Source organism: Paenibacillus litoralis (genome assembly GCF_046244365.1).
In the GTDB taxonomy this organism is placed as follows: Bacteria; Bacillota; Bacilli; order Paenibacillales; family NBRC-103111; genus Paenibacillus_V.
On sequence record NZ_CP176395.1, the window covers coordinates 6545133 to 6559648 of the forward strand.

At 54.2% G+C, this 14516-nt stretch carries 6 protein-coding genes; all 6 read right to left on the reverse strand.

The genetic code is table 11. The annotated features are described in order from the left end of the window. Positions 1-176: 176 nt before the first annotated feature. The 6 genes from ACKGJP_RS27640 to ACKGJP_RS27665 all read right to left on the reverse strand — a co-directional run bounded on the left by ACKGJP_RS27640 (position 177) and on the right by ACKGJP_RS27665 (position 14453). A complete protein-coding gene (locus ACKGJP_RS27640) occupies positions 177-1265 on the reverse strand; it encodes a response regulator (protein ID WP_409342001.1) in 1089 nt (362 codons plus the stop codon). Further along, on the reverse strand, positions 1255-3081 hold the full coding sequence (locus ACKGJP_RS27645; protein WP_409342002.1) for a sensor histidine kinase: 1827 nt from the start codon (positions 3079-3081) through the stop codon (positions 1255-1257). The genes ACKGJP_RS27640 and ACKGJP_RS27645 overlap by 11 nt, the downstream gene beginning before the upstream one ends. A 129-nt stretch (positions 3082-3210) precedes the next feature. Then, entirely contained in the window at positions 3211-4776 is a 1566-nt protein-coding gene (locus ACKGJP_RS27650) for an extracellular solute-binding protein (protein WP_409342003.1), read from the reverse strand. Positions 4777-4842: 66 nt separating this feature from the next. Continuing rightward, positions 4843-5724, reverse strand: coding sequence for a carbohydrate ABC transporter permease (locus tag ACKGJP_RS27655; RefSeq protein ID WP_409342004.1), 882 nt, complete (start codon positions 5722-5724; stop codon positions 4843-4845). A gap of 55 nt (positions 5725-5779) precedes the next feature. Then, the gene (locus ACKGJP_RS27660) at positions 5780-6694 is read right to left on the reverse strand and encodes an ABC transporter permease (RefSeq protein WP_409342005.1); all 915 of its coding nucleotides are present in this window, start codon (positions 6692-6694) and stop codon (positions 5780-5782) included. 775 nt (positions 6695-7469) lie between these two features. Next, positions 7470-14453, reverse strand: coding sequence for an Ig-like domain-containing protein (locus ACKGJP_RS27665; RefSeq protein WP_409342006.1), 6984 nt, complete (start codon positions 14451-14453; stop codon positions 7470-7472). Between the last annotated feature and the right edge of the window lie 63 nt (positions 14454-14516).

Below are 14516 nucleotides of genomic sequence, written 5' to 3' on the forward strand. Positions count from 1 at the left end.
GTAGAGGCCGTCTATCAACAATGAGGTGATTGTTCGATTTGCAGGGGGATGTTATGAAGATTGCGAAAGCTCGCTCTTTGCGGCAAAAACGGGTGCGATAACGCCCAGTAACTGAGCGAAATCGACAAAAAAAGCGGCCTTCCCGAAAGGCCGCAAGCATCCTTGCACGTGCGGAACTAGCTCTGCATCCGTTTTTTATATTCCATCGGGGTCAATCCGTAATGATCCTTAAACAGCTTCGAAAAATGAATGCTGTCCTCGTACCCTACTTGCAAAGCGATTTCATAGCTTTTCAGAGAACTGTTCAGCAGCAGCTCCCTCGCATGACGCATTCGAACGGAAACCAAGTAGTTCCATATCGTGTTGCCCGTTTCCTGCTTAAACAGGTTCGCCAAGTAGGTCCGGCTCATCGCTACCGCGTCGGCTACCTCCTGCAAATTGATTTTTTCGGCATAATGCCGCTGCAAATATAGCTTGACCTGCTCCACCGTACGCAGCGTACCGTTATTTTTGGCCCCGTTCATGAGCCGAAACATTTGCCGCGCTCCCTTTTCCAGCATGCCTACGCATACCAGACGGAAAAAAAAGCGCATTTGCTCCCTCGCGATGACCGCAGGCTCCAGCTCGAGCTCGATGTCCTCTTCGGGCGCCCATTCGGTCGTTTCCTGTTTCATCCGTTCGAGGACAAGCCCAAGCCAGGTAGCCGACAGTTCATGCAGCAAGTAATAATGAGCGCCTACCCAGCCTTCCATCATTTCCAGCGTGTCCACGACAAGCTGCTCCGTTCTCTCCATCTGCTGCGTCTGGAGCATGGACACCCATCGTTCCAGCATGGCCGTATGCTGCGGAAGCTTCTTCATAAGCAGCGCGACCGCCTTGTCCTTCCGCGTCTGCTTGATCCGCTTCACCGCCAGCTCGAGCGCATCGTTCAGCACGCTCTGCTCCACCGGCTTCATGACGTAATCGACGGCGTTCAGCTGCAAGCTTTTGCGGACGTAAATGAAATCGTCGTGACTGGAGACGACGATGCAGGTCATATACGGATATTTTTCATTGATCAAATGAATAAGCTCGAGTCCGTCCATATGCGGCATCCGCACGTCCGTAATGCAAATATCCGCGTAGTGCCGTCCCAGCCAATCGAGGCATTTTACTCCGTTGGCCGCGCTTCCTGCAGCGATTACGTTGCGGCATTCCTTTAATTTGTTCGTCAAGCTGGAACGAATCAAGTGCTCGTCGTCGACGATGACTGCGCTATAGTGCATCGGGAATTACCTCCTGCTTCGCATGGATTTGCATCGGAAACACGATTTCAACGACCGCTCCGCCTCCGTTTTCCGCATTGTATAAAGTCATTCCTGCGTAGGGGTCCTCCTGGTAATGCATTTTCAGCCGAAAATGGATATTGAGCAGCCCGATGTTCGACCGCTGGCGATGCAGAGGCGAGACGTTGATTTTCCGGATTTCGGCATCGATCCACTCGAGCTGCTCTTGCTTGAACCCTTTGCCGTTGTCCGTCACCCGCAGCATCATATAGGGCGCATCGCCCATCGTCACCGTGCCGACTGAAATGCCTATCCGCAGCGGCACGTCCATAACGTCGGCATGCTTGATGCAATTTTCGACGATCGGCTGCATGACGGCTTTCAAGCCGTAAGCTTCGCCCCGCTCGGGGTCGAAGCGAAGATCGTATTCCAGATCGTCGCCCAAACGTATTTTCATGATATTCAAATAATTGATCAGATGCCGCACTTCTTCGTTAAGCGTAACGACGGTGCTTTTGTAGTCCGAAGTGTAACGAAGCATCTTGGATAAGGCGATCGTCGCTTGTTCGATTTGCGGCTGGCCGGCCAGATTAGCGAGCGAATTGATCGATTCGAGCGTATTGTACAAAAAATGGGAATCGATCTGGGATTGCAGCGCCGACATGACCGCTTTTTGCTGAATCAGCTTGGACTCCGCCAGCTCATTCACCGTAAATTCCAGATCCTCCAGCATGGCATTGTAGGCCGCCCCGAGCTCGGCGACTTCATCCGTGCCTGCGATATCGACGCGAACGTCGAATTTTCCGCGCCCGGTTTTGCGCATGCTGCGGCGCAGCTTAGCAATCCGGCTCGTGAAGGACGACGAGATGCCGACGGCGGCGATAATCGCCAAGACCAGTGCAAGGAGGGCTGCCGCAACCGTAATCTCGCGAATGATGTAAATGCTGCGGGCAAATTCGCGATAGGGAACGACGACGACGGTTTTCCAAGCCGACGACTGGATCGACCCGTAAATAACGAATTCGTTCGTCCCCTTCCGAAAGAAGCTGCCTTCCGCTCCGCTTTGAATCGGCTCCCACAGATCGTTAGCGAGCTGCCGGGTGATCACAGCCTGGTTGGGATGCATGAGCACCCTGCCGTTTTGGTCGACAATCAGGCCGTAGCCGGTGTCTCCGATCCCCAGTTCGTTTACGATTTTGAACGCCGGGTTCAGATCGACGTCGATTTTCAGAAAGCCGGTGTTTTTCCCGTACCGGATCTTCTTCAGCATCGTCAGTACCGGTATATGGAGCTCGTTCCCGTTCGTGTCGACATAGTTCCGGCTGTACATGACGTCTACGATAAACGCTTCTTCATTCTCATATTCCTCCAGATCGGCCGTTGAAAATTTATAATCTTTGTTGAAGCCGGTCGTAAACGCCGTTCTCATTTCATTGCCGTTGCCGTTGTACAGCGTAATCGACAAAATCTCGGGATGCTGGAAGAAAAAAGACTGACCGTAGTTGACTTTTATTTTCTGAAACAGCTTGAAGGAATCCAAATATTTGCCTTCTTCGACTTGAAGCCATTCCTGCAATTCGGGAGAAAAAGAGATCATCAGAAATCCTTGCGTATAGCTCTTGACATACCGCTCCAGATTCAAATTGGCCTGCTTCAAAATTTGATTGCTCTGCTTCTCGATATCGCGCTTGATCGTACGCGAGGTTTGAAGATAGCTCACGGCGCCGATCGTGCTGACGACCCCGACAATCAATGCCGACAGCACGGCGATCAGCTTCCATTTCAGCGTGTTTCGAAAACGTTTCACTATACGCATGCCGCTCCGCTCCCAAAACCGTCACCGTTTTGCTCATTGTATCACGCCTGTGAAGCCAAAAAAACGAAGAAAACGGAAGCAAGGAGATCGCAGATCTCCTTTTTCCGTAACCGCCGCATTCCTTGCCGCTTACTTTTTCTTGTTTTCTTTTACCCACTTGGTCATTTGAGCGATCAGCTCCTGACCGCCCATAGCGCGCCAATCTTTCAGGAATTTGTCCCATGTCGCGTCGATCGGCGCGCCTTCCACGATGATTTTGGAAGCCGGCTCGTAAAACTCGTAGTACAGGTTGAACAAATTTTGGCTGACCGCAGGCATCCCCATCGTCAAGCTGGTTAACCCTTCCTTGTTCGAAATATCGATGGCGGCCTGCATTTTATCCCGCTGTTGACCGGTATATCTCGCGTTGAACGCTTTTTGATTGTAGGCGTGCATTTTGAACAAGGCTCTCCACTCGGTTTTCTGCTCCTGCTCCGACGCTTCCTTATAGAAATAATTGCCCGCTTCTTCGCCGTAATTGATTCCTTTGACGCCGAGCTCCGAGAAAATTTGCCCTTCCTCGCTGAACAGCCAATCGAAATATTTCACGACGGCTTCCGGTTCTTTGGAGCTCTTCATCACCAAGTACGTTTTGTTGACCGGGAAGTTGACCGAGCCGATCGGACCCGTGTAACCCGTCCCGCGAGGCGTCGGAATGGTGACGACGTCCACCTTCTGGCCCGGTTGCCCGTCTTGAACGACTTTATGATATTCGTAGCCGCCTTGCGGTGTGAAGCCCCATGATCCGGCCAAGCCCGATGCGATCTTTTGCTTCCAGATGGAGGATGAATTCACTAGGAATTCGGAGTCGAGCAAGCCCTCCTTATACATGGTGCGCATGAATTCGAGGCCTTTCTTGAAGTTCGGATGGACGAAGCCCGGGACGATTTCGCCGTTGTACTCGATTCCTTCGTACGGCGAGATCCCCCACATGCCCCAGATCATATCCCCCGTCCAGGAATATTTCTCGCGCATCGTAAACGCGATTTCGTCCTTCTTGCCGTTCCCGTTCGCGTCGCCGTCCCGGAATTTCCGGAACATGTCCAGCAGCTCGTCCGAGGTGGCCGGCGCCTTGGTAATACCGAGCTTATCCATCCAGTCCTTACGCACGTACAGCAGACGGGACGAAGGGGTGTTGCTCGGCTCCGGAATCCCCATGATTTTGCCGTTGATGGTCACGGCATCCCATGCATACTGAGGGATATTCTTTTTCAGATTGGGGCCGTGCTTCTCGATCAGCTCGTTAAGCGGAAGGATCAAGCCGTTGTCGAGCGCTCCGTCCCCTTGCGTCAGCCCGAAGCCCAGGAACACGTCGGGAAAGTCGTTCGCGGCGAATTTCAGCTTTAACTGGTCTACGTAATTCGCGTTCGGCAGGAACGAAATATTCAGATTGACGCCGGACTTCTCCGCCATATACTTGACGGTTGGATCCTTCATCGGGTCGCCGGCAGGCACCGCCTTTGCCAGGTCGGGCGCAAAAATTTTGATCGTTGACACTTTGGCTGCGGCCGGACTGGCCGCCGAAGACGGCGAGCCGGCCGCGGGCGAAGTCGATCCGGCTGCTTCGCTCGATGGCTTCGTATTGCCGCTGCATCCGGCGGTCGCCATGAGCGCCGCCATTGTCGTGAAGCTTATCCACATTTTCCCTTTTTTCATACGTGTTCCCCCTTTTTGATGGATACCTATGTCAGGCGCATCGCCGTTGACAACCCCGCTTGTGCTTTATTCCTTCAACGAACCGAGCATGGAGCCTTTGATGAAATGTTTCTGCACGAAAGGATAAATTAGCAGAATGGGAACGGTTGCAACGATGATCGTGGCCATTTGCAAACCCTGCGGAGAGACGTCCGAGCCGGTCAGATTGCTCATGAACGATTGCGAATCGTTCGCGTTGTACTGGGAAAGCAGCATATATAGATACAACTGCAGCGGTCTCAAATGCGTATTCGTGATGTAGAGCAAAGCGGACGAATAATTGTTCCAATGCGCAACGGAGTAGAACAAAAGAAGCGTTACGACAATAGGCATCGATAAGGGAAGCGCGATGCGCCATACGACGCGGTATTCCGACATGCCGTCCACGCGCGCCGCTTCGAAGAGCTCCTCGGGCAGGGAACGGAAGAACGTGATGCAGAGAATCATGTTGAATGCGCTGAGCGCACCGGGGATGATTAGGGACCACAAACTGTCGAGCATGCCCAAGTATTTGACCAGCAGATAGGAAGGAATCATGGGCGCTTGAAAAATCATCGTAAAAATGACGACTAGCATGAAAAATTTGCGTCCCTTGAAATAGGTCTTCGACAACGGATATGCGGTTAGAATCGTCAGCACCATGTTGAGAATCGTGCCGACGGCGACGACGTATACGGTCACCCCGAACGCCCGCCAGAACGTCGTATTTTGAAACACGAGCTTGTAGTTGTCCAGATGAAATCCGACCGGCCATAAGCTGACTTGGGAATGGATCAGGGCGTTCGTCGTGCTCAGGGAGCCGGCGAGTACGTGAAGCACGGGCAGGATGACCAGCATGCATGCGGCAACCAGGACCGCGACGTTCGCGACATCGAACGTTCTTTCGCCTAAAGACGATTTGATTCTCATGCATCGGCTCCTTTCTAGAATAATGCGTTTTTAGCGCCAACTTTTCAAACCTTCGCTAGTAAAGCCCTTCGCCGGTCGCCGCTTTGCTGGCCCTATTCGCGATAACGAGCAGCAGAAAGCCGATGACCGATTTGAACAAGCCGATGGCCGTGGTGAGGCTGTATTTGCCGCCCAAAATACCGACCCGGTACGCATAAGTATCCAGAACGTCTCCGGTGCTAAGCACGAGCGGATTCAGGAAGAGATAAATCTGCTCGAAGCCGAGGTCGAGAATATGGCCGATTTTCAGCAAAAGAAGGATCATGATGGCGGGCAGCATGCCGGGAAGCGTAATAAACAGCAGCTGCTTGAATCGGCTCGCTCCGTCGATTTTGGCCGCCTCGTACAAGGAAGGATTGATGCCGGCAATCGCCGCCAGGAAAATGATCGCACTCCAGCCCATTTCCTTCCAAATGCCGCTCGATATAATAATCGTCCGGAAATAATCCGCTTTCTGGAGAAAATTGACGGCCGTGCCGCCCATTCCCGTTATCGCCTGATTGACGAAGCCCGTTTGCACGGACAACAGCATATAGACAAACCCGAAAACGATCGTCCAGGACAAAAAGTGCGGCAAATACAAAACGGTTTGCACTACGCGCTTAAACGCCATTTGCTTGACTTCGTTCAGCAGGAGAGCAAGAAGGATCGGAGCCGGGAACGTAAAAACGATTTGATAAAGGCTGATCATAAGCGTATTCATCAGCAGCCGCTTAAGATTCGGGTAGGTAAGAAACTGCTCGAACCATTTGAAGCCTACCCAGTCGCTGGCCAGAAAGCCTTTGAAAATGTTGTAATCTTTAAAGGCAATCATGCTGCCCAGCAGCGGAACATATTTGAACACGAGAAAATAAAGCATGCCCGGAATAATCATGATATACAGCGCGCGATGCCGGACGACGAACTTTGCGGCCGCCTGCATCCTGTCCATCTTCATTCTAGCTCCGGTTCTGCGGGCTGAGCGATCTCCCGCGGCATAAGGCTGCATCAAGCGGCACCGCCCTTCATTGGGATATTGCTATTGTATAAGCTATGCCGCCTCTCCAACAATGAGGTGATGTTCGGATTTGCTGTTCGATGTTATGAAGTTGGGGCGGACCCGGAAATCGGATCGTCCCTCGGCAGCAGTCCGCCCGCGTTGATGTGGGGGAGGGATGAGCGATTGAGGGGCGGTCTGTCGGGCGGAGTGAGGCTCGGTTTGAGGAGCAGAGCATAACGGACTTTCGGGGCGTTACTTCAAGCAAATGGTGAATCACCTGAGAAATAGCGGATTTTCGAGTCGTTATTTCAAACGAAAAGCATAGAATCGGCACATGTGGGGTCGTGCGGAGAAAAATAGCGCCCCGAAAGGGCGCTATGATTAAAAATATCCGATTTTGCGAGGAAATAAGAACCTGAAAATCCGTTATGCAAACGGCTCGATTTATCAGAGTTCCTGCGGCGTCCATACTGTTCCGACCGAGCTTTACGAGTCCTAAAGTTTACTATTCTATTATTTCCACTACGAGTTTCTCGTTGGACGCCGATGACGATATCGCTGATCCCGAATGAAAAACGCTCGCACTATTGGCGGTGAGTCGATCACCGCCAATAAGCGCGAGCGCTATCGGCTTGCAAAGCTCGATTTTGCGTCAGGATGGCATGTCTGGCAGAGGCCTCGCCAGATAGGGTTAACACCCTTTCCGCTCCATCCATCCGCCGCAGGTTTATGGATGCAGCACCTTCAAGAGACGTTCCATGAACACGGCTGTTTCGGCGCGCGTAGCGTTGCCTTCCGGATTCAAGCGGCCGCCGTCTCCTTCGATCAAGCCAAGTTTAGCCAATTCGGATACGCTTTGGACTGCGTATTCGGCGATTTTACCGCTGTCCGCGAATGAGACATGCGGTGCGCGTCCCGCGTCCGCTTGAACGTTCGCTGCCGTTAGCGCCCTTGCCGCAATGGTAAACAAATCTTGGCGGGAGATGGCTTCTTTTGGCTTGAAAGTATTGGCGCCCGAACCTATGACGATGCCCAATTGCTTGGCGGTTCCCAGTGCATCGTAATAGTGGTCGCCTTTCATGACATCGCCGAAGCTTTCGCTGAAGGATGCCTTCAGCTCCATCGTTCTAACCAAGAGCGTAACGAAATCGGCTCTTGTGATATTCGCGGCCGGGGCAAACGTATCCGCTCCGGTGCCTTGAATAACCTCTCTCACCGCCAAAGCTTCGATCGCAGCTTTTGCCCATACATGGTCTCCGATGTCGGCAAACGTTTTGTTGACGAATGCGACCGCGTAGCGGCTGAAATGGGTAACCGTAAAACGTACGGTTCCCGTCATTTTGTCGTATTTGCCGTTCGGTACGGCTACGGCCTTGCCCGCTCCGTCAATATACCAGATGACGATGCCGTTCGGATTTTCTTGTTCCTTTGCCGAAGGCTTATACGGAATGGCGACTTGAACCGGTGCATCCGGATTGCTCCATGCGCGCGAAACGCCGTCCACTTTAATCTCCAAATCGATGACCGGACGATCGCCTATCCGCTCGCGTACATCCTGAGGCAACGAACCCTTGTCAGCCGTTCCTATTACTAGACTGAAGGATTGCGCCGACTTTGCCGAAGCGTCGTCCTGAAGGAATTGGGATGGCAGCGTGACGACCGCTTGCGCGGATACGATCTCGAATATCGAATCCGGCTTGCTTTGCGCAAGCGCCTGGGCGGGCAGCGAAATTTCCAGCTGCATCGCGTTCGAATCGCTTTTTACATCGATACGGACTTTTTTGGCGCCGCTAGCGCCAACGGTTGCCTCTTTCAGCGCCAGCGCAAGTGTATCCGCGTCAATGGCGGCTTTCGCCGTCGCATTCGACGCATCCGGTTTGACGGTAACCGTCACATTTCCTTTTTCCACTTTAGGAGCATCGGGAGTTTCCGGTTTTTTCGGCGGCTGCACCGTTTCCGGCTTTTCGTTCTCCGTTGGCGGCTGGACCGGCTTCTGGTCTTCCTCCACCGTAAGCTTGAAATCCGCAAACTTGGTCGCATCATACTTGCTGAGTGCGCGGATAACCGCAGTACCCGGCTTCATGGCGGTGACGAGTCCGTCTGCCGATACCGATGCCACGCCAGCCGACGAAGCGCTGTAGACCGACCAAGTTACGGTCTTGTCGCTGACATTTCCAGGAAGCACCACTGCAATCAGCTTCTGAGTGCCGCCGACTTTGAGCTTGCCTTCTTTATGATTGAGGCGGACTTCGTCGACTTGCGGTTCTTCCGGTTTCTCTTCTTTTACCGTGAGCGTAAAATCGGCATAAATAGTTGCATTCGCGTTGCTAGTTGCCCGGATGACCGCAGTCCCTGGTTTCAAAGCGGTGACGAGTCCATTCGCCGATACCGTTGCCACGCCTATCGGCGAATCGCTGTAGACCGACCATGTTACGGTCTTGTCGCTCGCATCCGCCGGAAGCACCGTTGCATTCAATTGCAGCGTGCCGCCGACTTTGAGCTTGCCTTCCGTATGATTAAGTTTGACTTTTTCAACTTGCGGCTCGGACGGAACATCCGACTGCTTTACAGTAAGGATCAATTCACCGTATTTCTCGGGATCCATGACGCTCGTGGCGCGTATTTTCGCGATCCCCGGACGAAGAGCCGTTATGAGACCGTTCTCCGTCACATTTGCGACGGCTTCCGAATCCGTGCCTAACACCGACCAAATGACCGATTTGTTGCTTACCTGCTCAGGAAGCACTGTCACTTTCAATTGCCGCGCTTCGCCTGCCTTCAATTCCAATTCCGTTTTCTCGAGTCGCACTTCCGACACTTGCGGCTCAGTCGGCTTGTCCTCTTCCTCCACCGTAAGCTTGAAATCTGCAAACTTGGTCGCATCATACTTGCTGAGTGCGCGGATAACCGCAGTACCCGGCTTCATGGCGGTGACGAGTCCGTCTGCCGATACCGATGCCGCGCCAGTCGGTGCGGCGCCGTAGACCGACCATATCACGGTCTTGTCGCTCGCATCCGCCGGAAGCACCGTCGCATTCAATTGCAGCGTGCCGCCGACTTTGAGCTGGCCTTCCGTGAGGTCGAGTCGCACTTCATCGACATTGACTGTCTGAAGCTTGTCGACGGTAACGATGCTATCCGCATACACGGAATCGATGACCGATTGCGCCCGAACGGTCGCTTGGCCCAGCCCGTGCGCCGTCACGAGTCCGTCCGTGCCGACGCTGACGATTCCTTCCGACGAAGCATTGTATACCGACCAGGTCACGCTCTTGTTGAATGCATGGCTAGGCATTACCGATGCATGCAGCTTAACGCTCTCGCCGACCGTCAGGCTGACCTTCGGCTTATCGATCTCCACGCTTTCCGGCGGTATTTTCATAAGCGTGAACTGATCCACGACCCGGTCGTTGATCGTCTTCACGACGAACCGCATTTCGTTGCCGTCGATCTCGCCGGCTACGTACATTTGCACGTTTTCGTCGTCCGTCACCTTATGCCAGCTGCGTTCGACGACCTGATAAAACTTCGGTCCGCTCGAGCCGCCGACGATGTAGGTGGTGCCTTCGCCATCGGGAACGATTTCGTTTCCTTTGAGCGGATAAGTCCGCAGATAAATATGATCGTGGCCGTTCATGACCAGATCGACGTTAAATTCGTCGAAAATCGGTGTCCACACCGTCCGAATATGCTCGGAATCGTAGATGCTGCCGTAAGGCCCACGGTGAAACGCTACAAGCTTCCACTGTTTATCCGTGTTGGCCAAGTCGTTGCGCAGCCATTCCTTCTGCTGCTCAAAGTCGTATTCGCTGTTCAGCACGACGAAATGCGCGTTCTTATAGTCGAACGAGAAGTTCGTGCCCTTCAGGCTGTCGACGCCGTTCTGCGGATGATTGAAGTGAGCCAGGAAATCGTCATTTTTCCGGGTACCCGTCACTTCGTGGTTGCCGACTACCGGAACGACCGTCGTCTGCATCAGCTGTTCCTGAGCGGCGCCGAACCACATGTTCCACTCGTTTTCCTTAAACCCGTCCTCGACGAGGTCGCCGCCCTGTACGACGAATTCCGCATCCGGATGGTCAGCCATCGCCTTTTTCAAAATATCGCCCCACAGCTTGAACCCAGGCTCGTTCGTCGCTTGGGAATCGCCGAGGAACAAAAATTTGGTCCGCTCGCCGGTTGCGGCAGCCGTTTGGAAAGAGCCCTGCGGGCTGTAGCTGCCGGCTCCGTTGCCGACGCGGTACACATAAGCGGTTCCCGGCTCCAGTCCTATCGCAGCCGCTTTATGGACTCTGACCGTACCGGTGTCCCATGTATTGAACAGGTAGCTGCCGCCGGTGAACTTCACAACATTCGCCTGGTTAAAATCCGTGAATTCGGATTTCTTGGCCACCTCCACGACCGTTCCTTCCGTCGCCGGATTCGTATGCCACGTAAAGGCGCGGGATACTGTCGGATCCGCTCCCATCGTCACGCTAATGTTGCTCGGGACAGGGCTTCCCGCCAGCTTCGACACTTTGAACTTTTCGATCGCGCTGTACATGGCGCCCTTGGCCGCCTGCAGCCGGTATTCCTTCACTTCCGCGGTAAGCGAACTTGTTTGCAGCACGCCTGCCGCATTCGTCACGCCGATTTCGGTACCGGCCGCATGCCGGATGCTCGCACCTTCTACCGGCGCGCCGCTTTCATCCGTAACCTTGAAGGTCGTCGCCATGCCTTCGACAATGCCGTGCTCGTCCCAGGCCAGCTTCAAATGGTTTTGAATCGTTGCGACAGCCGGCAATCCGAAAAACCCGAATTGCGTGTCGCCCTTGTCCAGAAACCGGATCGAACCGGACCGAAATGCCGAACTAAGCGTACCGGCCGCATCCGATTTGACACGGAAGCGAATTTGCCCCAGCGTATCCTGATCCGTCAGCCCTGCCTGACCGATATCGCTAAATTGGACGCGAACGACTCCAGATACCGCATCTACCGCGGACGTCAACTGATGTTCTGCCAGCTTGTCCCCCTTGATCACTTGCAGCCCTTCGACCTTCGACAGATCGAATCCGAATTCGATATGGCCGTCCCGGATATTAGAGGCTTTTACGGCTTTGAGTGCGAGTGAATACGTATTTCCCGCATAAACCTTCTCCGGACTTTCGTACGCCAGCTTCGACGAACCCGTATCGACGTTGAACGTCCAAACCTTCTCCGTCCGGTTTCCGGAAAGGTCGCTGATTTTGATTTTCGCCTGATGGACGCCGTCCGCCAGCGGAACGTTCGGCGTATAGTGAATTTGACCTTTAGGCGGATAAAGCGTATGCGGCACAAGCACGCCGTCTACGTAGAACCGGATTTTGTCGGGATCGATCAGCGTCGTTCCCGGATGGGCGGCAGGATCGTACCCGAAGTCTTCGCCGAACGCTTGAATTTTAGGCGTTCCGGTATGTACCGTACTGCCTTCGGCAGGCGTAATGTCCTTCAGCACCGGCGCATCCATATCGTCCTTGGTCGGTCCGTAAACCGCCCGGATCTGGTCGATATAGAGGACGCCGTCCGTCTTGTTGTCGTTCTTCGTCTCCATGTACCGGATCGGCTGGTCCATGCGCAGCGGCAGCGGCCTTCCTTTCGGCACGACGGCCTCCATATACCGCCAGCCCGTAAAATCGACCCCGATCGTCTGATCCACGAAATCGATGCCGACGGCGGAGCCATTGCCGTCCCGGATTTGTCCGCGAAGCCAGTGCTTTTTGCCGTCTCCGTATACCCAAGCACTTATTTTCTCGGGATATCCGGGAATTTGGATGTTCGTGCTCAAGTCCGTCGCCGTAATATAAGCGCCGGAAGTGCCGACTTGTTCCGTGAAGTCGTACTCCAGCTTGGCGGCTTTGTTGCCGAAACGGACAAAATCTTCGTTCGTTTCTTCGCTAAGCTTGACCGATTTGAACCTCGCGCCGGATGTCGTCATATATTGGCCTACGCCGTTTTCGAAATCCTCAAGGATGACCGGAGGAAGCCCGACGTTGACGTCCATTGACGTTTCGACGTTCTTGTACTTGACGTAAATTTTCCCGTTCTTCTCCGTTTCACCGGTTGCCGTGTACACGCCGTTTGCGTCGATCGATCCGATCGGCCCTTCCGTCCGCCATTCGAACTTGGCGTTGTCCGCACGAACCGCTTGTCCGTCACGCAGTGCCGCTACCGAGAGCTTAAACGACTGCCCGGATGCCAAAGTTTTCACCGCGTCGGGAAGCTTCAGCTCCGTCAATTCCTCGATTACCTCGACTTTGCCCCTTCCCGACAAGCTGCCCGCCGTTACGGTAATATCGGCGGTTCCCGACGCACTCCCCGCGGTAAAGGTACCCGTTCCGTCAATCGCGCCGAGCGCCGGATTAACCGTCCAGACCGGCGTTCCGTCAAGGGCGGCCGGATGGCCGTTCGCATCGACGGCAGCGGATTTGAAGGCGACGGACGAGCCTACCAGCACCCGCTCCATATTCGGCTGGACGACCAGCTTGACGGCAGGCCCTTCCGGCATTTTGTTCACCAGCAGAAGGCCGTTGGCCGTTTTCCGCTCGCCGCCGTCCGAAGGCCGGTTCAAAATTTTGCGCTTCGTTTCTCCCGGCAGCTTCGCCACGAAGGTCGAGGAACCGCCGCCGTCCAAGCAAAGCGCATTGACGACACCCATATCCTTCATGATTTTGCCGAGATCGTCGTATGAAACGCCTTCGCTGAAGCCGGGCGCCCGTCCGTCGATTTCGACCATGACGATCGAACCGTCGGCTTTCGTGCCGATTCCGACGCGCGGATAAAGCGCTTTGTCTTCATGCGTTTTGGCTACGCCATCCTCGACGAGCATAAACACGCCGCCGATCGCCATTTTCACGTCTTTCCACTTGTCTTCCAGCTCAAAGCTTGCCGTCAGCTCATCGCCGATCTGCACATTCGCCAGCTCCGCCCGGTATTTGCCCGAGGCCGACAGCACGACCTTCCCCGGTTCGAGCGGCGTATTTCCTTTGTCCTTATGAATGCCGGACACCTTCAGCCTCAAGCTTTGTCCGCTCTTCACTTCGCCTTCCAGAACGTCCAGCACCACTTCATCGCCCAGATCGTTCGTCATCGTCGAAGTATGAAAGGACGAGGTGTAAAGCATGAGCGCTTCCGAGTTTTCGCGCATCCGGTTGATGTGCGAGATGTTCACCGTTTTTGCCCCGATCGCGAGCGTTCGCTTCAGGACAGGACTGAGTCCGTATACGGTCGATCCGTCTTGTTTCAAGCCGAAGGCTAGCCAATCCGTCGGCGCCGGTGGGCTCGTCAATATTTCGCCGTCGCCCATGAACAACCCGAGCGGCACCCCCGTCGACATATCGTAAAAATCCCCGTTGATTGCGGCGATAACCCGATTGCCTTCTTTGTCGGCATCATCCGCCATTTTGGTGACGCCCGTCATGCCGTACACTTTGCCGTCCGTTTTGCCGGGCTGCAGGTCCAGCGCCGGATTTTTCGGATCGAACTCGATAGCGTGCACCTTCTCCAAGCCTTGCGCCAGCTTCATATCATACCAGGAATAGTTTGCTCCGGGACCGATCTCCATGCTGCGTTCGTCCAGCACTTGCCCGAAAGAAGGCTGCGCACCCGCGCCCAACGCCTCTCCAAGCGGAGCCACAATCGAGAAAACCATCCATATCGCCATAAATAAAGCAAGCCTGCGCTGTTTTCGTATCATTGCTGTCTTGAACCTCCTGCTTCTAGTAACCTGTATTCGATGATTGCAAATGCCAAAAACGGG